Origin of the sequence: Cryobacterium sp., assembly GCF_026786305.1 — a bacterium.
Lineage (GTDB): Bacteria > Actinomycetota > Actinomycetes > Actinomycetales > Microbacteriaceae > Cryobacterium.
In genome coordinates, this window is sequence record NZ_JAJAYI010000060.1 from 1 (window position 1) to 19,069 (window position 19,069).

A 19,069-nucleotide genomic window follows, 5' to 3' on the forward strand; every position below is an offset into this window, starting at 1 on the left:
CGAACCGCCGCACGGCCTCACCACTCGCCCGACCCACTCCCCCGACCCACTCGCGCCACCCCTATGCGGGGTGCCGCGCTTTTTGTGGCCACTTTGGGGTACGCGTCGCCACCCACTTAAGCAGGTCAGGGCCATAATCTGTACCAATCCGAAGTTGATGGAGCTCCGAACACATAGCAACCACGGGTAAGCCGTGAATCACATAGGAGGCACCTGAAATGCGCACATCACCCAATCGCCTGATCGCCACCGTCTTCGGCGCAGTCTACGTTCTTGTTGGGCTACTCGGCTTTGCCGTCACCGGCAGCGTCGGTTTCATCGCCAGCCAGGGCGAGTTACTTCTGGGCATCTTCGAAGTCAACCCGTTGCACAACGTTGCACACCTTTTAATCGGTGCCGCTCTGCTCATCGCCGGCCTCTCCAACGCGATGGCGGCCAAGGCCACCAACAGCACCATCGGCGCCGTGTACCTACTGCTCGGTATTGTCGGGTTCTTTATCGCGAACACCTCGCTGAACATCCTGGCGTTGAACACCGCTGACCACTTCTTGCACATCGCCAGCGCGATCGTGCTGCTCGGGGTTGGCCTCACCGCTGATAAGACGGTTCGCAGCCACGCCACGGTCTAACGACCGGCTACCAGCACCCCACTCCATCCCCTCGCAGCAGCAGATTCACCCAAGGAGCATCATGCCCCCCGGTCATTCGCATCTGGCTCGGCTTCGCCGCTCTCGGCACCGCGCTGAGTCACCTGGCTGTGGGTGTGACCGCTCCGTTTCGCCTGTCGGTTCTCCTGGTCGGGTTCGGCATTGCTGAACTCGGCTGGGGAATCGCCACCCTCGCCACTGGCCGCGTTCTTGCAGCCCGAATTGTCGTGGCTGCGGCCCTCATCCCGGTCTTGACCTGGGGAGCAACCGCCGCCCTCGGCAGCGGCCTCGGCGTCACAAGCGCCGAGACCGGTTTGCCCCCGTACCCGATGGCCGTGGCATCAGTATTCAACATATTCTTGACCGTCACCGTGGCCATCGTGCTGCGGCGCGCACCGAAAGCGCTCCCTACAACCGGCGGTGCCGCCGCGTCCGGTGCCGCCGGGTCCGGTGCTGCCAGACCCGGTGCCGCCACTCCCGGTGCTGCCACTCCCGGTGCTGCCACTCCCGGTGGCTGGCGCTTTCTCGTCGGCCTCGTCGTCGGAGGCCTTCTGCTCTCGGGGCTCACCACCCCGGCCCTCGCCGCCACCGAGGTCGGCTCTCACGCGGTACCCCACGGCTCGCACGGAGTGCCCGAGTTGATCGTGCCGGACCCGGGCGGCCACGGGTCACACTAGGTCCCTCGCAGAGCGTGAAACGGGTCCCGTCGACAACGCTGTCAGGCGGGTAGTCCGGTTTCCGGATCAGTCTGATCGGCAGGCGCCAGCTCCGCCTCGTCCAGCTCCGACTCGTCCAGCTCCGCCTCGTCCAGCCCGGCCAGATCGGCCACGGGTGGCACGACCTCAATGTTCATGAACCGCCTGACGTTCTCGTCGACGATGATGTCGCTCGGCCGCAGCGGGCGGGTCAGGTACAGCCCGTCCAGGCTGGTCAGTCGGCTCAACGCCACATAGGTCTGGCCGGGGCTGAACACCCGTGCACCAAGGTCGACAACGGCCCGCTCGTAGGTGGCACCCTGCGATTTGTGAATGGTGACTGCCCACGCCAACCGCAGCGGGAACTGCGTGAATTCCGCCACGACATCCCGACTCAGCTTCTTAGTCGCAGCGTTGTAGGTGTACTTGTACTTTTCCCACACGGTCGGCTCGACCTCGTGCACCTCACCGTCGATATCGACGAACACGGTCGAGGTTACCTTGGTCACGGTGCCGATGCTGCCATTCACCCAGCGCGGGCCACCATCCAGCGGTGAATCGTTGCGCAGGAACATCACCTGCGCGCCCACCTTGAGTTCGAGTACCTCGTCAGCCGGAAACTGCTTGCCTCCGAAATCCCCGGTGATATCGGCCTTAGCGGTGAGCGATTTGCCCGACAGCTTCTTCAAAGCGGATGCGTTGATACGGTTCACCGCGTCATTACGCGTCGCGAGGGTGATCACGCCCTCACTCGGTGGAGTACGTGCCCCGGCGCCGTTGAGCGCACCGCCGATCTCAGCGGTGACCTGACCGTGGCGCACAGCGTTGAGCATGAGTTTAAAGGCGTTGTCGTGCTGGCGATGAATCTCGGTCAGCTCGAAGATGCGCAGCTCGGCGTCACGCCAGACCTTCGCATCGAAGAACCACATCGACCGGTAGTGGTCGGCGAAATAGGCACGCTCATCGGAACCGCCGGGCACCGGGGCCAGCTGGTACGGGTCGCCGAACAGCACGATCTGCACCCCGCCGAATACCTCGAACGGTCGCTGCCGGGCCTGCCGCAGGCTGCGGTCTATCGCGTCCATCAGGTCAGCGTTGACCATCGAGACCTCGTCGATGACGAGGGTGTCGATGGTGTTGAGGAGCTTGCGCACCTGGTCGTTCTGGTCGATCGGGCTGTCGGCGATGACGCCGATCGGCAGGCGAAAGAGCGAGTGAATAGTCTGGCCGCCCACGTTCAACGCCGCGACCCCGGTGGGCGCGGCAATCACGATCTGCTTGCCTGTGTTCCAGGAGAGGTGGTTCAGCAGGGTGGATTTACCGGTTCCGGCCCGGCCGGTGACAAAGACGTTCTGTTTCGTGCCCTCGATTGCCGAAAAGACCAGCGCCTGTTCACGGCTGAGCGGAATCTCGGACACGGCACACTTTCTCCGGCAGTCTGGATACTGCGCGGGGGACCTCCCACACTAGCCGCGCTGGGTCCCGGGCGGGCACTCGCACCGGGCACTGGCCGCCCGGCCGATGGGCCCCCCATACAATATTAGGGTGACCATTGCGGCCGAACAACATCGGGCGGGCGGGCGCCGCGGCAGTATGCTCCGGGCCGTACTCGCCATTGTGGTGGTCGCTGCGCTCTTCGCCGCCGGACTCATCGGCACCATTGGCGCCCTCAATCGCACGGTGTACAGCGCCGGCGGCTTTGTGCAGCAGTACCTCGACGCCCTCGCCCGCGGCGACACCGTCGGAGCCCTCGCGCTCGGCGGAGTCATGCCCGACAAGGCCGAACTGGCCGCCTGGGGGCTCAGCGACGAGGTCGCGGCAGATCTGCCGGAGACGCTGCTGCGGGCATCCGTTCTCGGTGGCCTGCGCAATATCGAACTTGCGAGCGCGAGCGCCACGCCGGCCACGGACGACGGAACAGCACAGACCGTCGTGTTCGACTTCGATTTGAACGGCACCGCGTCGAGCATGGTGTTCACCGTCGAGCGAGCCGGCACCTTCGCCGGCGTATTCAATGCCTGGAAATTCACCGTCAGCCCGCTTGCGGTGCTGCAGGTCTCGGTGTTGCACGAGCGATCGTTCACGGTCAACGGCCTCACCCTGGACACGCGCGCCCATATCGCAGCGGACGCCCCGGCCACGTTTTCGAGCACTGCCGCGTATCTTGCCTTCGCACCGAATCGGTACACGTTTGAGCACGAGTCGGCCATGTTGACGGCCAAAAAATTCGCCTCCCGCGTCACGGCGTCGGGGCCCGCCGAGATCGAGGTCGACGCCCTGCCGAACGAGGCGATGGTGGCCCAGGTGCAGTCGGAGCTCAACAAATTTCTCGACGAGTGCGCCACCCAAACGGTATTGCAACCGACCAACTGCCCCTGGGGCATCACGATCGACGATCGCATTGAAAGCATTCCGGCCTGGTCGATCACCGCGTACCCGCCCGTCGCGCTGACCGCCGGCGAGCTGTCGTTCGAGATGGTCGCCACACCCGGGCAGGCCCATATCGTGGTCGACGTGCAGTCACTGTTCGACGGCGACATCAGCACTCGCGACGAAGACGTGCCATTCACGATGGGGCTCAGCGTCATCGTGCAGCCCAGCGGCGCCCTGGCCATCCAGCTACACTGACCCCCGGCTTAGTTCGAGCTCTCCACATCGTGTTTGGCGAGGCGGGTAAGCCGGGCATTGTAGGCAACCAACTCGGCGTCCTCGTTGCGGTCGGCCTTGCGATCCAGCCTTCTCGTGACCTTGGTGTCGTCGCGGCTCCACTGAATCGCCACGACAACGGCCAGCACAAAGGTTGGCAGTTCGCCGATTCCCCAGGCGACGCCGCCACCCATCTGCTGGTCGGCGATGGCCGAGAGGCCCCAGGTGCGGCCCATCGCGCCATACCAGTCAGCCAAGAGCAGTCCGGTGCCGCTCATCAGGGCGAGGCCGAAGAACGCGTGGAACGCCATGGTCACGAGCAGCAGCAGCAGGCGGAAGGCGTACGGCAGCCGGAACGGCACCGGGTCGATGCCGATCAGGGACTGCACGAACAGGTAGCCGGTGATCAGAAAATGCACGATCATCCACAGGTGGCCGATGTGGTCTGTCGTCGCCCAGCTGAAGATCGAGGTGTAGTAGAACACCCAGAGCGAGACGCCGAACAGTAGGGCGGCGACGATCGGGTTGGCGACGACGCCGGCAAAGCGCGAATGCACCGCGGTGAGTATCCACTCGCGCGCCCCGCGGCTGCCGTCCTGCCGCTTGGCGATGGCGCGTGCGGCCAGCGTCACCGGAGCGCCCGGCACGAGCATCAACGGCACGAGCATGGTCAGCATCATGTGCATGAGCATGTGGGTGGAGAACAGGTACTTCTCGTACACGTTCACACCACCGTTGGTGATGTAGAACAGGGTGAGCATGCCGAGAATCCAGAGCACGCTGCGGTAGATCGGCCAGGCGTCGCCGCGGCGGTGCAGCCGCCAGACACCGGCGAGGTAAAAGAAGGTGCCGAACGCGCAGAACAGAATCCAGACGAGGTCGAAGTTCCACTCGGTGAAATAGCGCGAGAAAGTCAGCGCGGGCGGGAGCAGCTCACCGGTGAGGATCTGCGCGGGCGTGGACTGCGGAATCTCGGTCGCGACCACCTGGGCGACGGGTGTCGCCGTGCGGGCGAGCGCGGCAGCCACACCGGAGGCGAGGCCCATGAAGCCGAGCTCGGTCACGACGAGCCACCAGAACCAGCGCCCGCGCGCGGGCTCGCTTTGCTGCATCCGCTTGATGAAGAATTGGCGATGCAGAATGCCGAAGCCGCCGAGGGCCACGAGGGCGGTGAGCTTGACCAGCACGAGAATGCCATAGGGGCTGAACAGGTTGTCCCAGCTGCCGATACGCAGTTCAGCGCTGGCATAGCCGGAGACGGCCACCACGATGAAGGAGATCAACGCGAGCGAGGAATACCGGCCGATCACCTGGCGGATGCGTTCGCCGTCCAGCTGGGTGCGCAGCACGATGATGGTGAGCAGTCCGCCCAGCCAGATCGCCGCGAAGACGAGGTGCAGGCCGAGGGCGGTGATCGCGGCGTCGTGCCCGGCAGCGCCCGCCGCGTGGCCTTGCTGGGCCATGGGCAGCAGGGCGGTCAGGGCCAGCACGGTCACGAAGACCAGTGCGGTCTGGTTGCGCACGGCGAAGCACAGCACGGTGACGCCGGCGGCGATCAACGTCGTCGCGAGCCAGGCCTGCCCCAGTTCGATCTGACTGAAGAACTGCCCGACCGTGGCACTGAATTGATCGCTGATGCCCAATGGCACGTTCGTGACCTGCAGAAAGGTCAGAAAACCCGTGACAGCGGACGCGACGGCGAACAGTGCCGCCGACGCTGCGGCGAAGTCCAGGGCGGTACTGAACTCGCGTTCCTTGGGGCTGAGCGCGAACAACGTGAGCACGAGAGCGCCGATCGTTCCCGCCGCCGCGAGGTTGACCACGAGCTTGGCGATGGGCAGTCCCCAGCGCACCACTGGTCCCGGGTCGGCGAGCAGCTGGGCCGAGGCGCCACCGCCATAGGCCAGGGCGACAAGGGTGGACAACACAGCGACCAGCAGCAGGGCTGCCGGTCCGAGAACGCGGACGAAACGGGGCACCCACCCAGCTTATTCGCCCATCCCTGGGCATCCGTCGCGCGCGCGCGAGAACTCCCGCCGACCCGTGAGTTTTCGCCCAATTGAACCGTTTCAAGGCCCTGAAACTCACGGTTCGATGGCAGACGGATGCCCCGGGGGACGAAACAGGGGCGCCGACCGCAGTCGACGCCCCTACTTACTGCGGAAGCTACTTGGCGGCAGCCTTGAGCTTGCTTCCCGCGGTCAGCTTGACGCGGTGGCCGGCAGCGATGGCGATTTCCTCGCCGGTCTGCGGGTTGCGGCCGGTGCGGGCGGCCGTAGCGGTGCGCTCGACTCCCAGCCATCCCGGGATGGTGACCTTACCGTCGTTGGCAACGGTGTCGGCCAGGGTTGCGAAGAAAGCGTTCAGAACGCCATCGACGGCGGCCTGGCTCTGTCCGGAGTCAGCGGCAACCTTGGCAACGAGCTCGGTCTTGTTCAGCGACTTGTCAGCCATTGAGTGTCCTCCTCGGACCTTCGTCTGTGTTAACAGCGATATTCGTGATGCGGGCGCGGCAGGTTCTGCCGCTCCGTTGGTCGGTTCGACCGAGATGAAATCTAGCAGACATCCGCTAGATTCCGCGGATTTCGGGTCGGTTTTTACACTTTTACCCGGCGAGTCGCCAACTTTTCGCTGTGCGCGCACAACCTGCGTACCCGCCGGGCCCAACGCAAACGGGATGCCGACTGGAAGTCGACATCCCGTTCGGGTGACTCAGAGACCGTCGAAGCTGAGCTTCATCGGCTGCCAGGAGGAGTTACCAGCTGGACTTGGTGATGCCGGGTAGTTCGCCGCGGTGCGCCATGTCGCGAAAACGAACACGCGAGATACCGAACTTGGAGAGGTGGCCACGGGGACGACCGTCAACGGCGTCACGGTTGCGCAGGCGCACCGGGCTCGCGTTGCGCGGCAGCTTCTGCAGGCCCTTGCGAGCGGCTTCACGCGACTCGTCGGTGCCGGCAGGGTCAACCAGGGCCTTCTTGAGCTCAAGGCGCTTGACGGCGTAACGCTCGACGATGACCTTGCGCTGGTTGTTCTTGGCAATCATGCTCTTCTTCGCCATGTTTAGCGCTCCTCACGGAAGTCAACGTGCTTGCGGATAACCGGGTCGTACTTCTTGAGTACAAGACGGTCGGGGTCGTTACGGCGGTTCTTCTTGGTTACGTAGGTATAACCGGTTCCAGCCGTGGAACGAAGCTTGATGATCGGACGTACATCATGAGCCTTAGCCATTAGATCTTCACCCCACGAGCGAGAACGTCCTTGACGACGCTCTCGATACCACGAGCATCAATGACCTTGATGCCCTTTGCGGACAGGGTCAATGTGACCTTGCGACGAAGCGACGGCACGTAGTACGTCTTCTTCTGAACGTTCGGGTCGAAACGACGCTTGGTGCGTCGGTGCGAGTGCGAAATGTTGTGTCCGAAGCCGGGAACAGCTCCGGTCACCTGGCACACAGATGCCATGGTTTCCTCCAATACCGAAGGGCGAATGCCCTTCCCAAGATCCCTTGTCGACGGGCACAACCCCGCATCAACCGAATGGTTGGGGAGGAAAAGCCCGCAATGTACGCACACAGGCGTAGCAGATCTACACGCTACTCGATCGCCGGGGGTCCTGCAAATCCCCACTCCCCCGAGAGCGGGTGCCACCAGAGCGGGTGCGGCGGTGCAGGTTGCGCACAGGCCGAAAACGTCCACGACGTGGGCTGCCTGGGTGAACCCGTTCTGGGCGGCCACGTCTTTGGCCCACCGCTCGACGGCATCCGCTTCGATCTCCACGGTGAGTCCGCAATTGCGACAGATCAAGTGGTGGTGGTGCTCGTTGGTGCTGCAGGCGCGGTACAGGCTCTCGCCGTCGGGGGATTGCAGCGAGTCGGCGTCACCCTTGACCGCGAGGTCGGCAAGAGCACGGTAGACCGTGGCGAGACCAATGGGAGATCCGGTCGCGTGCAGCGCGGAGTGCAGCGCCTGGGCGCTGACGAAGCCGTCGTTCGCGTCGAGGGCGCCCCGCACGGCCTCACGCTGCCAGGTGTTTCGCTTCATGACTTCAACCGTAGCGATGTTCGCGTCGGTCGGCGCGCATCCGCCTCGCGGGGCACCCGTGCTGCACCCACCAGCCGCCGAAGAACCAGGGAAAGCACGAACAGTGCGGCCGCTGTCAGTGCGATCGCCGGCCCGGCTGCAACGTCGAGTGAACGCGACAGCAGCACGCCGACCAGGCCCGAGACTGCGCCGAGCACGGGGGCGATGACAAACATTTGAGTGGTCGTGCGCGAGACGAGGCGGGCCGCGGCGGCGGGGGCGGCAATCAGAGCTATGGCCAGGATGGCGCCGACGGCGGGCATCGCGGTCACGACCGTGGCCGTGATGAGCACCAGGGTCAGCACTTCGATCGGCCATTCGCGAAAGCCGGCGGCGCGAAAGCCGTTCACATCGAAGGTCGAGAACATGATCTGTTTGCCGAACACGACAGTGGCCAGCACTGCGAGCCCGAGTACGACGGCCACGAGAGTCACATCGCGGTCGGTCACCGTGAGGATGGAACCGACCAAGTAGGAGTCGACCTTCACCGGAAGAGCCGGGTTGAGCCCCTGCAGCAGAACCCCGAGTGCGAATCCGGCGGTGAGTAGAATGCCCGATGCGACCTGATTTCCCTGCCGCTTGACCCGACCGATCATTGTCATGACCCCCACGATGACCACGCTCGCCACGGCGGCCCCGAGCGGGATGCTCACTCCCAGTATTGCCGCACCCACCGCTCCAGGAAAAGTTGCGTGGGTGAGGGCTTGGGCGAAGAAGGTACGCTGCCGAAGCACCACGAGGGTGCCCACGAATCCGCTGAGCGCTCCGATCAGCAGCGCCGCCAGCAGGGCCTGCTCAAAGTAGCCCATCAGCGGGCCACCGGCTCAGTCGAGACCCGTGCTCGTCGCGGACCGCCGATCCGGTCCACTCCGAGGCGCGCCACCAGGGCCACCACGTAGCCGGCGACGAGCACGAGCACCACGGTTGCGCCGCTCGGCAGGTCGACCCCGCCGTTCACCGATGCTTCGTAGCCGAGCGTGAGCCCGACCCAGGCGGCCAGGATAGCAAAGCCGGCGGCCACGGGAAAGAGCAGCCACAGGCGATTGGTCACCAGGCGGGCGACGGCGCCCGGCACAATCAGCACGGCGAGCACGAGCAGGTTGCCCACGGCACTGCTCGCGGCCACCACAACGAGGGCGATGGCGATGTTGAGCACACTGTCGATTACGAGCGGCCGGTATCCGGCCGCCGCCGTGCCCTCGACGTCGAAGGCCCGAAAAACCTGCTCCTTGAGTGTGAACCCCACAATGATCAGTGCCAGGAGACAGACCACGACGGCCTGATTGACCTCGGCTGGACTGACGGTCAACAGGCGTCCGAACAGCAGCGCGTCCAGCTGGCCAACGTAATTTGTTTCCCGTGAAACCACGATGATTCCCACGCTGAACATGGCCGTGAACACGATGGCGATCGCGGCATCCGATGTGACCGCGCGTTTGACGATCACTGTGAGCACGACGGCGGCGATGAGGGCCGCCGCCATGGCTCCCACGAACAGGCCGTCGCGGCCACCCCAGACGAATCCGATGGCCACCCCGGGAAAGACCGCGTGGGTGAGTCCATCACTGATGAACTCAAGCCCTCGCAGATTGACGAGAACGCCCACGAGCCCGGCGACGAGACTGAGCACGACGAGCACGAGCAGCGCTCGGGCCATGAACGGCAGGTCGAACGCGGTGATCAGCGGGGTGAAGACATCCACTCAGTGACCTCCGTGGCCGGGAACCACGATCGTGTGCTCGTCCATCTCCACACCGACCGAGCCGAATGCCCGCTGCACGTTGGCCAGGGTCAATACGTCGTCGCGCGGGCCGAAAGCCACCTGGGCCCCGTTCAGCAGCAGCACACTCTCACACACGGCCCGAGCGAGGTCGAGGTCGTGGGTCGACACGAGCACCGCCACGCCCTGCTGCTTGAGGCGTTTCACGGTGTCAATGAGGGCGTCCCGATTGACCTGATCGAGACCGTTGAAGGGCTCATCAAGCAACAACAGACGCGGGGCGGATGCCACGGCGCGCGCGAGCAGACCGCGTTGCTGCTGTCCGCCCGACAATTTACCGAAGCGTGACTTGGCGCGGGAGCCCAGGCCGACAGTGTCCAAAGCCTCGGCGACCGCCCGACGATCGGCCGTGGCGGGCCTGCGCCACCAACCGAGCGACCGGTAGCGGCCCATCATGACGACCTGCTCGAGCGAGACCGGAAAGTGCGGGTCGAGCTGGTCGGTCTGCGGCACATAACCGATGTAGCCGGCCGGGGCCGGCCACTGTCCGAGCACGTCGACCGCGCCGGATGTGCGGGTGATAAGCCCGAGAATGCCCTTGAGAAGGGTGGACTTGCCCGAGCCGTTGGGGCCGATCAGGGCGACAGCCTGGCCGGGCAACACCGCGAAGTCGATCCCAGTGAGCGCGGGCTGCGCGCCGTACGCAAACGACGCCGCTGTCACACGAAGAGCGACGGCAGCGTTCGCTGGTGGTGTCTCTTGAGAAGTGTTCTCGATCACGTGTCAACTATTGCAGGTCGGCGGGCAGCGCAGAGGGTGTGACGCCCCACGATTGGAGCATGAGCGTTGCATTGTGCAGCTGCGCCTTGATGTACGTGTCGCCGGCGCTTCCGTCAGGGCCCAGCGAGTCGACGTAGAGAGCATCGTCGCCGGAGTAGACGGTGACACCGGCTTCGGTCGCGATCGTCTCGGCGGTTTTGGGGCTGAGCGACGCCTCGGAGAAGATGGCCGTGACACCGGTGGCCTTGACGGCCGCGACGAGGGTATCGATTTCGGCGGCGCTCGGTTCGGCGTTGTCGTCGAAGCTCGGAATTACCGAGCCGACATAGTCGATGTGGTACGCCGCGGTGAAGTATCCGAGTGCGTCATGGTTACTCACGAGCAAACGGTCGCTCTCCGGCACGGTGGCAACATTGGTGCGGATCCACTCGTCGAGGGCGCTGAGCCGAGCGGTGTACGCGACTGCATTGCTGGTGAAGGTGGGCGCGTTGTCACTGTCGGCAGCGGTGAGGCCGCCGGTGATCGTCCGCACGATGGTCTCGGCATTGTGCACGTCGGTCCAGATGTGCGGGTCGCCGCCGTCATGGGCGTGCGTGTCGGCCTGCTCGTCGGCGGAGTGGTCCTCACCGGCGCCGACCTTTGAGATAGTGATTCCCTTGTCGGCATCAATCGTGACGCCGTCGAAGCCGGACGCGGCAATGGCGTCGTCGAGCCACTCCTCGAGTCCGACGCCGTTGATGACGAGCACATCGGCTGCACCGAGCGCCGTCAGGTCGGCCGCGGAGGGGTCGTAGCTGTGGGCGCTCTGGTTCGGCTGAATGAGCTGGGTGAGATCGACGCCGCGGGCGCCGCGAATGACGTTGCGGGTGAAGTCGGCGACCTGGGTGGTCGTGGCGACGACCTTGAGGTCTGCGGCCGCGCTGTCAGCGTTCGTTCCAGCCGAGCATCCCGACAGGGCGAGGGCGGTTGACGCGAGGAGCGCGGGAACAACGAAATATCTTCTGCGCATTCCCCGAGAATAGCTCTGTTGATAATGATTGTCAAAACCATTAACAGGGTGTGTGGCCGGGCCTACTCCAGCAGCAGGGCCGGCTCCTCGATGATGCTGGCGACGTCGGCGAGAAAACGGCTCGCGACATCGCCATCGACGACCCGATGGTCGAAGCTCGCACCGATGGTGGTCACGAACCGGGCCCGAACCTCGCCGTCGACGACCCACGGCTTCTGTTTGATCGTGCCGAGGGCCACGATTCCGGCCTCGCCCGAGTTGAGTATGGGTGTGCCGGTGTCCATGCCGAACACGCCAATATTGGTGATCGTGATCGTGCCGTTGCTCATCTCAGCCGGACCGGTCTTGCCGTCACGCGCGGTCATCGTCAGCTTCTCGAGGGCCGCAGCGAGCTCGAGCAGGCTCATGTCCTGCGCTTCCTTGATGTTTGGCACGATCAGCCCGCGCGGGGTGGCCGCGGCGATGCCGAGGTTCACGTAGTGCCGCACGATGATCTCCTCATCGGTGAACGTCGAGTTCACCGTGGGGTTGCGCCGCACCGCCCAGATCATGGCCTTGGCCATGATCAGCAGGGGCGACACGCGGATTCCGGCGAAGTCGGTGGAGGCCTTGAGCCGTTTGACGAACTCCATGGTGCGGGTGGCATCGACGTCGACGAATAGGCTCACGTGCGGCGCCGTGAAAGCGCTCTTGACCATGGCCTGCGCGATGGCCTTGCGCACGCCCTTCACCGGAATGTGTTCGTCGCGATCGACCGGCCACGCCGGGGTCTGAATATTGCGGAACACGCTGGCCTGGGTCGCACCGCGCAGCACGTCTTCACGGGTCACATCTCCGACCGGCCCGGTTGCCTCAACGAGGGACAGGTCGACGCCGAGGTCTTTGGCGAGCTTGCGAATCGGCGGCTTCGCCATAACCGGTCCAACGGATGCCGCCCGCCGGGTTGGTTCCAGCGGCTCCGCTCGCGTTCGCGCCTGGGGTTCGGGGGCCAGCGTCTCGTGGGCGACACTCACGCCGGTGTGTCGACGCCGACGGGTGGGCATGGTGGCGGCGGCGGCGCGGCCGACCAGCACCGGTTCGGGGGCTTCGTCGCTGATGCTGCTGCTGGTATCCACGGCCAGGGTGGCGGCCTGCGCAACGGCGGCGGCATCCGTTGTCGGGGCTGCCGCCGGCCGATCTGCACTCGCGCTGGCATCGGAGTTGATCGTGATGATCAGCGTGCCGACGTCGACGGTCGTGCCCGCCGCGACCAGGATTTCACTGACCACGCCGACGAACGGCGACGGCAGCTCGACCAGGGATTTGGCTGTTTCAATCTCAACCAGCACTTGGTTGATCGTGACGGTGTCGCCGGGCGCGACCTTCCACTCGACGATTTCGGCCTCGGTCAGGCCTTCGCCGACGTCGGGGAGAGTGAACTTCGACACGCTCATTCTGTGCCTTTCCTGCTGCTGGTGGAGGTGAAAATGATCAGTAGGCGAGAACGCGGTCGACGGCTTCCAGCACCCGGTCAGGGCTGGGCAGAAAGTGCGTCTCGACGGCGGCCGGCGGAAACGGCGTGTCAAAGCCGGAGACCCGCAGCACGGGCGCTTCGAGCGTGTAGAACGCCCGCTCGGCAACCGTGGCGGCGATCTCGCTGCCGACGCTGACGAAGCCGGAGGCTTCCTGGGTGACGACGAGGCGGCCGGTTTTCTGAACCGAACCGAGGATCGGTCCGTAGTCGATGGGGGAGATCGAGCGCAGGTCGACGACCTCGAGGCTGATCCCCTCGGCAGCGGCGAGGTCGGCGGCCTGCAGAAGTACACTCACCATGGCACCGTGCCCGACGACGGTGACGTCGGTACCGACCCGCACCACGCGGCTGGCGTGCAGCGGCGTTCCGCTTTCGCCGAAGCGCACCTCGCCCTTGGGCCAATAGCGGCTCTTCGGCTCGAAGAAGATCACCGGGTCGTCGCTGGCTATGGCTTCCTGCATCATCCAGTAGGCGTCGTGCGGGTTGGAGGGACTGACCACACGCAGGCCGGGGGTGTGCGCGAAATAAGCCTCCGGGCTCTCCTGGTGGTGCTCGATCGAGCCGATGTGTCCGCCGTAGGGAATGCGAATGACGACGGGCATGATGAGGCCGCCCTCGTGGCGGTTACGCATGCGGGCCAGCTGGCTGGTGATCTGGTCAAATCCGGGAAAGACGAATCCGTCGAACTGAATCTCGCAGACCGGTCGAAACCCGCGCATGGCGAGGCCGATGGCCGTGCCGATGATGCCGGACTCGGCGAGCGGCGTGTCAAGCACCCGCTTGTCACCGAACTCGGCGATGAGGCCCTCGGTGACCCGAAAAACTCCGCCGAGCGGGCCGATGTCCTCACCCATCAGCAGCACCTTGGGGTCATCGAGCATCGCTCGACGCAGCCCCGCGTTCAGGGCTTTCGTCATCGGCAGCGACGCGGATGCGACGCTCGTGTCCGTGGCAGCGGTCATTGGTTCTCACCCTCGTCAAAAGACGCTTCGTAGCGTTCCAGCCAGTCCTTTTGCTCGGTCACGAGCGGATGCGGTTCCGCATAGACATGGTCAAATATCACCGATTGTTCCGGGCCGGTGATCTCCAGAGCACGACGGCGGGTGTCGGCGGCGAAATCAGCGGCTTCTTCATCGACGGCGTCGAGGAATTCCTGCTCGATACCGCGCCCCTGCAGGTAGCTGCGAAAGCGCACGATCGGGTCGCGGGCCACCCAGTAGGCGAGTTCGTCGGGATTACGGTACTTGGTGGGGTCGTCGGCGGTGGTGTGTGCGCCGACACGGTAGGTGAGCGCCTCAATCAACGACGGTCCGTGACCGGCGCGGGCGTCATCCATCGACTTCGCCGTGACGGCAAAGCTCGCGAGCACATCGTTGCCGTCGATCTGGGTGCCGGGCATACCGAAGCCGCCGGCGCGCAGGTACAGCGGCGTTCGGGACTGCCGGGCGACCGGCACCGAGATGGCCCAGTGGTTGTTCTGCAGAAAGAACACCTGCGGCGTCTGGTAGCTCGCCGCGAACACGAGCGCCTCATTGGCGTCGCCCTGCGAGGAGGCGCCGTCGCCGTAGTACACGATGACGGCCTGGTCGGTCTGTGGGTTGCCGGTCGCGGTCGACCCATCGAGCTGCATGCCCATGGCGTAGCCGGTGGAGTGCAGGGTCTGCGAGGCGAGCACAAGGGTATAAAGGTGAAAGTTTCCGTGCTCGCCAGGTACCCAGCCGCCAAGAGTGACGCCGCGCAGCATGCGCAGAATGTCCACGACGTCCAGGCCGCGGATCATGCCGACGACGTGCTCCCGGTAGGAGGGAAACACGTGGTCCTGCGGCCGGGTGGCGTAGGCCGACCCGACCTGGGCGGCTTCTTGGCCATGGCTCGGCACCCAGAGGGCAAGCTGGCCCTGGCGCTGCAGGTTGGCCGCCTCGGTGTCGAATTTGCGCACCACGACCATGTCGCGGTAGAAACGTCGGTGGTCCGCCTCGGTGAGCCGGTCGAGGTAGGGCAAAAACTCTTCGGCGGCGGCGTTCGGTGCGAACACCCCGGCCGGGGAAATCATGCGCACGCAGGTCTCGGCTCCGACCAGGCCAAAAGTTGTGGGTGCTTTTGTTGTGGGTGCTTCGGTTGTGGGCGCTGCAGTCACGGGTGCAGTCGCGTCGTTTCGGGTGGCTGACACCGTACTAACCTATCTGCCGAGCCGGGTGGTCGGCCGGAAGGCCGTCGACAATATTCGCGCTTATTAGTAGGAGTGTCGCCACAGCCTGCTCCTCACCGATAGAGACCCGAATACCTTCGGTCGCGAAGGGACGCACGATGAGGCCGGCCTCGCCGAGTACCTGGGCCACGCTGGTCGTTTCGGCCCCCGTGGGCAGCCAGAGAAAGTTGCCCTGAGGCGCAGGAATGTTCCAGCCCTGGCGGGTCAACGCTAGCCAGGTCGCATCGCGACGGGCGGCAATGATCCGAACCCGAGCGAGCAACTCCTTCTCGGCATCGAGTGACGCGATCGCGGCGGCGGCGGCCTGCGCGGTCACCGAGAGCGGGATCGCGGTCGATCGGGCGGCATTGAGAATATCCACCGGACCGAGCGCGTAGCCCACACGCAGTCCGGCGAGGCCGTAGGCCTTGGAGAAGGTGCGCAGGACCACCAGATTGGGGTAGCGGGCCAGCAGGGGCGGGCCGCTCACGGTATCCGCTTCGGTGACGAACTCGATATATGCCTCATCGAGAATGACCAGCAGATCGGTCGGGACGACGGCCATGAAGGCCTCGAATTCGTCCTTGGTCACGATCGTGCCGGTGGGGTTGTTCGGCGAGCAGATGATGACGACCCGGGTCTTGTCGCCAATGAGGGCGGCCATTTCCGGCAGGTCATGGCCGTGATCGGTGCGATTGGGCACGCGCACGCTCGTGGCCCCGGCAACGGTCACGAGTGAGGGGTAGGCCTCGAATGAGCGCCAGGAGTAGAGCACTTCATCGTCCGGGCCAGCCGCAGCGAGAATGAGCTGGGCCAGCAGGGCTACCGAGCCGGAGCCGATGTGCACTTGGTCGACGTCGAGGCTGTACTTGGCGGCGAGGCGTTCCCGCAGAACCAGCGCCGAGGCATCCGGGTAGCGGTTGTAGGCCGTTTCGGCCGTGACCGCCTCGATGACCCCGGGCAGTGGGTCGAACGGGTTCTCATTGCTCGAGAGTTTGAAGGCACTGGCGTCAGCCGGTTTGCCCTGCTTATAGGCCGGGAGGGCAATGATCTCCGGGCGCAGGCGGACGGAGGGTCGGTCTGAGAGGCTCACTCGGTGAGTCTACGCCCGGATATATTCGCAATGGCGAATGAATGTTCGCTTGACTTTCGCCCGCCACGACCTGGTGAGATAGTAGGGCATGGCCAGATTCCTGATCAAGCTCATCGTCAACGCGGTAGCCCTGTGGTTCACCGCCCTGCTCGTGACCGGGGTGCACGTCACCGCCTACGCGCCGGACGCGGGTGCCAGCGTCATCACATACCTCCTCATCGCGCTCATCTTCGGGTTCGTGAACACCGTCGTCGGCGGCGTGCTGCGCGTCGTCGCTTTTCCGCTCTACGTTTTGACGCTCGGCCTGTTCGCGCTGATCGTCAATGGCCTGTTGCTCTTGCTCGTGGGTTGGCTCTCCGGATTTTTGGGCTTTGGCCTCGTCATCGACAGCTTCTGGTGGGGCGTGCTCGGCGCACTGGTGCTGGGCATCATCTCCTGGCTGCTCGGCCTGATCTTGCGCCCGGTCACCGCGCGCGACTGAGCCGGCCGGTACCTACTGCGGCGAGGGTCCTTCCGGCAAGCGGATGCCCCGCCACAAGACGGCCTCGCCCGGCTCGATTCCGACAATGCCGGTCACGGTGTCCCGAAAGTCCTGCAGGTTTCCTTCCGGTGACGCATCGATGAGGAGCGCCGTCTCGCGGTAGCGGTCCAGATGGTGTGCCGGCAGGGCGTCCCCAGCCGGCAGCGGCTCCGAGGCGAAGGCCTCGCGGCGCACGGTCACGCGATCGTCGGAGTCGATCAAGCTCGCCCCGCCGAGCGCAGTCACCACATCGTCGGTGTGTTCAACGGTCAGGGTGGCGACGCCGGGCGGCACGGGCACCTTCGATTCGGGCGCCCCGAAGGTGGCCACCGCCTGCACGTTGAACCAACTGTAGGCGGCGACTTGGGTGGCAACCAGACCACCCTGAGAGTGGCCGGCAACGACAACCGGGTCGGACGGTGCAATTCCGGCCGCTTTCATGGCGTCGATGACGGCCGAGAAAGAGCCAGAGTTTTGCATGGCGATCGCCGTCACGTTGGCGGTGAGGTCCCAGGGTTCGGTCGTGGCGGCGGCGCTCCAGTCAACCGTGCCACCGATATACACCGCCCATGATGGATGCTCGGTGTCACCGTAATTCTCGATGCGCACCTGCGGCTGCCCCGCGACACCTTTCGGGATTCTGGCCGCCACATCGCCGACACCTGTGGGTGGTGTGGCTCGCGTTGGTGTTCCCACCGCCGCCACGTTCACCGGGCCTTCCTTGAACAGCCCTCGGCTGCGCGCCGCGGCCAACACACCGAGGGCTGCGCTCGAGACGCCGATCAGCCCCAGGCCCTCGTCGCCGAGCGCCACGCCGACAGGCCGCGGCGTCCCAGCCAGACCGGCAGCTACGTCGTCGAACGACGAGGCCGCAACCCGCACGAGGGCGACCACAGACGGGTTTGTGAGCAGGCGGGGGTCAATCTCAAACCCGCCGACTGAACCACCGGTCGATTTCCAGAGCAGTCCCGTGAGGAACAGGCCGGGCAATCCCACGCCCAGTGGAGTGCCGACCGCGATGAAAAACGCAGATCTGAGGAACTGGCCGAAAGAATGGGCGACCTCCGCGCCGTTGAACACTGCACTCTGCTGTGCGACACGCTCGACGTAACCGTAGCCCCTGGCAACCGCCACGAGATTGTCAGCCAGCTCACCACACTGCTGCTCAAGCTGACGCAGCCGAACTGCTGCATGGAGCAGATCGGGCCAGGGGTCCTGGCCAAGCCAGTTCGCTGGCCGCAGCAAATCCACAGTACGGATCTGATTCGCGCGACCAGTCCAGTTGGCCAGCTCGAGACGCAGGGAATTCAAGAACTGTGACTGCGCCAACACAGCATCCGTTGCCACGATTGTGGTGCCGCCCAGAGAGACGACCAAATCGCCGTCGGCCAGCCCGTCGCTCACGCTTGACACAGGTGCTCCTCCAGCTGAATCTGACCGCGTACGCTCGCCAGGGCCTCCTGCAGGTCGTGCAGCACGACGCCGAGATCTTGCACCATCTCGGCGACGCAGCGGGAATAGGCGCGCTGAGACTTCGAGCTCCAGAACTCACTCGGGTCGAGGGCGATCAGGTGTCGACGCATCGCGGTGATCTCGGCGCACAGGGTGAACAACAGGTTGCGCTGGCTCCGCAGCATTGCCAGGCGGTCAGCGCGATCCCGACCGTACTGCAGCACCTCCACACCGTCCATGACACCTCCTGGTCAGCGCCGATCGTCGCAGAACCAGCGGCTCGCCCGGCCGCTTTGCGCGCAATCTGTGCACAGACGCCGAATACTGGGCGTGTGGAGAAGACGAAACTGCTCCAGAATGGGAGGCATGCCCTTCGCGTCACTCACCCCCGACGAGTTGACGCCGTTTCGTATTATTTTCGTCTGCACCGGAAACATCTGTCGATCGCCCATGGCCGAGGTGGTGCTGCGTGACCTCGTCACGAAGCTCGGACTCGGGCGTCTCATCGCGACCAGCTCGGCCGGCACCGGAGACTGGCATGTGGGTGAGCAGGCCGATGGGCGCACGATCACGGCCCTGGCCAAGCGCGGCTACGACGGCAGCCACCATCGGGCCCGCCAGTTTGACCCGCTCTGGTTCGCCGCGCCCCCCCGCCTGGGCGGGGGCGGCCCCCGCCCCGCACGCATTTTTGGCAACAGGGCGCGCCACGCTCGCGCTCCCG

General features: G+C 65.1%; 20 protein-coding genes and 2 pseudogenes. 5 read left to right on the top strand and 17 right to left on the bottom strand.

What is annotated here, in order from left to right; genetic code table 11:
• Positions 1–218 precede the first annotated feature (218 nt).
• Together LH475_RS06115 and LH475_RS06120 are read left to right on the top strand one after the other, a co-directional pair.
• The gene (locus LH475_RS06115) at positions 219–629 is read left to right on the top strand and encodes a DUF4383 domain-containing protein (protein ID WP_297413119.1); all 411 of its coding nucleotides are present in this window, start codon (positions 219–221) and stop codon (positions 627–629) included.
• 134 nt (positions 630–763) lie between these two features.
• A complete protein-coding gene (locus tag LH475_RS06120; RefSeq protein WP_297413120.1) occupies positions 764–1,324 on the top strand; it encodes a hypothetical protein in 561 nt (186 codons plus the stop codon).
• 41 nt (positions 1,325–1,365) lie between these two features.
• Here LH475_RS06120 and LH475_RS06125 read toward each other — a convergent pair whose 3' ends face one another.
• A complete protein-coding gene (locus LH475_RS06125; RefSeq protein ID WP_297413121.1) occupies positions 1,366–2,760 on the bottom strand; it encodes an AAA family ATPase in 1,395 nt (464 codons plus the stop codon).
• Between the two features lie 127 nt (positions 2,761–2,887).
• Between LH475_RS06125 and LH475_RS06130 the strand changes: the two genes are divergently transcribed.
• Positions 2,888–3,970: a hypothetical protein gene (locus tag LH475_RS06130; protein WP_297413122.1), complete on the top strand. Its 1,083-nt coding sequence runs from the start codon at positions 2,888–2,890 to the stop codon at positions 3,968–3,970.
• 8 nt (positions 3,971–3,978) lie between these two features.
• Here the strand turns inward: LH475_RS06130 and LH475_RS06135 are convergent, their stop codons facing one another.
• The 14 genes and pseudogenes from LH475_RS06135 to LH475_RS06200 form a co-directional block, all read right to left on the bottom strand.
• Positions 3,979–5,967, bottom strand: coding sequence for a cytochrome c oxidase assembly protein (locus tag LH475_RS06135; RefSeq protein WP_297413123.1), 1,989 nt, complete (start codon positions 5,965–5,967; stop codon positions 3,979–3,981).
• Positions 5,968–6,154: 187 nt separating this feature from the next.
• Positions 6,155–6,442 carry an HU family DNA-binding protein gene (locus LH475_RS06140; RefSeq protein WP_066598601.1) on the bottom strand — a complete coding sequence of 96 codons (288 nt, stop codon included), beginning with the start codon at positions 6,440–6,442 and terminating at the stop codon, positions 6,155–6,157.
• Positions 6,443–6,743: 301 nt separating this feature from the next.
• A complete protein-coding gene (gene rpsN, locus LH475_RS06145) occupies positions 6,744–7,049 on the bottom strand; it encodes a 30S ribosomal protein S14 (RefSeq protein WP_092110538.1) in 306 nt (101 codons plus the stop codon).
• A gap of 2 nt (positions 7,050–7,051) precedes the next feature.
• Positions 7,052–7,219: a 50S ribosomal protein L33 gene (rpmG, locus tag LH475_RS06150; protein WP_035880539.1), complete on the bottom strand. Its 168-nt coding sequence runs from the start codon at positions 7,217–7,219 to the stop codon at positions 7,052–7,054.
• On the bottom strand, positions 7,219–7,455 hold the full coding sequence (gene rpmB, locus LH475_RS06155) for a 50S ribosomal protein L28 (protein WP_035835252.1): 237 nt from the start codon (positions 7,453–7,455) through the stop codon (positions 7,219–7,221). The genes rpmG and rpmB overlap by 1 nt, the downstream gene beginning before the upstream one ends.
• A 198-nt stretch (positions 7,456–7,653) precedes the next feature.
• Positions 7,654–8,034, bottom strand: a pseudogene (locus tag LH475_RS06160) (transcriptional repressor); the annotation flags it as partial.
• On the bottom strand, positions 8,031–8,882 hold the full coding sequence (locus LH475_RS06165; protein ID WP_196842958.1) for a metal ABC transporter permease: 852 nt from the start codon (positions 8,880–8,882) through the stop codon (positions 8,031–8,033). The gene LH475_RS06165 and the pseudogene LH475_RS06160, both read right to left, overlap by 4 nt.
• Positions 8,882–9,775, bottom strand: coding sequence for a metal ABC transporter permease (locus tag LH475_RS06170; RefSeq protein WP_196842957.1), 894 nt, complete (start codon positions 9,773–9,775; stop codon positions 8,882–8,884). The genes LH475_RS06165 and LH475_RS06170 overlap by 1 nt, the downstream gene beginning before the upstream one ends.
• Entirely contained in the window at positions 9,776–10,573 is a 798-nt protein-coding gene (locus LH475_RS06175; RefSeq protein WP_297413124.1) for a metal ABC transporter ATP-binding protein, read from the bottom strand.
• Between the two features lie 7 nt (positions 10,574–10,580).
• Entirely contained in the window at positions 10,581–11,582 is a 1,002-nt protein-coding gene (locus LH475_RS06180; RefSeq protein WP_196842956.1) for a metal ABC transporter substrate-binding protein, read from the bottom strand.
• Between the two features lie 62 nt (positions 11,583–11,644).
• Positions 11,645–13,015, bottom strand: a complete 1,371-nt coding sequence (locus LH475_RS06185) for a dihydrolipoamide acetyltransferase family protein (protein WP_297413125.1) — start codon at positions 13,013–13,015, stop codon at positions 11,645–11,647.
• A 37-nt stretch (positions 13,016–13,052) separates the two neighbouring features.
• Positions 13,053–14,057 carry an alpha-ketoacid dehydrogenase subunit beta gene (locus tag LH475_RS06190; protein WP_196842954.1) on the bottom strand — a complete coding sequence of 335 codons (1,005 nt, stop codon included), beginning with the start codon at positions 14,055–14,057 and terminating at the stop codon, positions 13,053–13,055.
• Positions 14,054–15,148 (bottom strand): thiamine pyrophosphate-dependent dehydrogenase E1 component subunit alpha, encoded by a 1,095-nt coding sequence (locus tag LH475_RS06195; RefSeq protein ID WP_196843067.1) that lies wholly within the window; start codon positions 15,146–15,148, stop codon positions 14,054–14,056. Before LH475_RS06195 ends, LH475_RS06190 begins: the two co-directional genes overlap by 4 nt.
• Positions 15,149–15,269: 121 nt before the next feature.
• Positions 15,270–16,376, bottom strand: coding sequence for a histidinol-phosphate transaminase (locus LH475_RS06200; RefSeq protein WP_196842953.1), 1,107 nt, complete (start codon positions 16,374–16,376; stop codon positions 15,270–15,272).
• Between the two features lie 88 nt (positions 16,377–16,464).
• Between LH475_RS06200 and LH475_RS06205 the strand changes: the two genes are divergently transcribed.
• On the top strand, positions 16,465–16,857 hold the full coding sequence (locus LH475_RS06205; protein WP_196842952.1) for a phage holin family protein: 393 nt from the start codon (positions 16,465–16,467) through the stop codon (positions 16,855–16,857).
• Between the two features lie 12 nt (positions 16,858–16,869).
• Here LH475_RS06205 and LH475_RS06210 read toward each other — a convergent pair whose 3' ends face one another.
• Positions 16,870–18,309 (bottom strand): hypothetical protein, encoded by a 1,440-nt coding sequence (locus LH475_RS06210; RefSeq protein WP_196842951.1) that lies wholly within the window; start codon positions 18,307–18,309, stop codon positions 16,870–16,872.
• A complete protein-coding gene (locus LH475_RS06215; protein ID WP_196842950.1) occupies positions 18,297–18,587 on the bottom strand; it encodes a hypothetical protein in 291 nt (96 codons plus the stop codon). Before LH475_RS06215 ends, LH475_RS06210 begins: the two co-directional genes overlap by 13 nt.
• 127 nt (positions 18,588–18,714) lie before the next feature.
• Here LH475_RS06215 and LH475_RS06220 point away from each other — a divergent pair.
• Positions 18,715–19,069, top strand: a pseudogene (locus LH475_RS06220) (hypothetical protein); the annotation flags it as partial.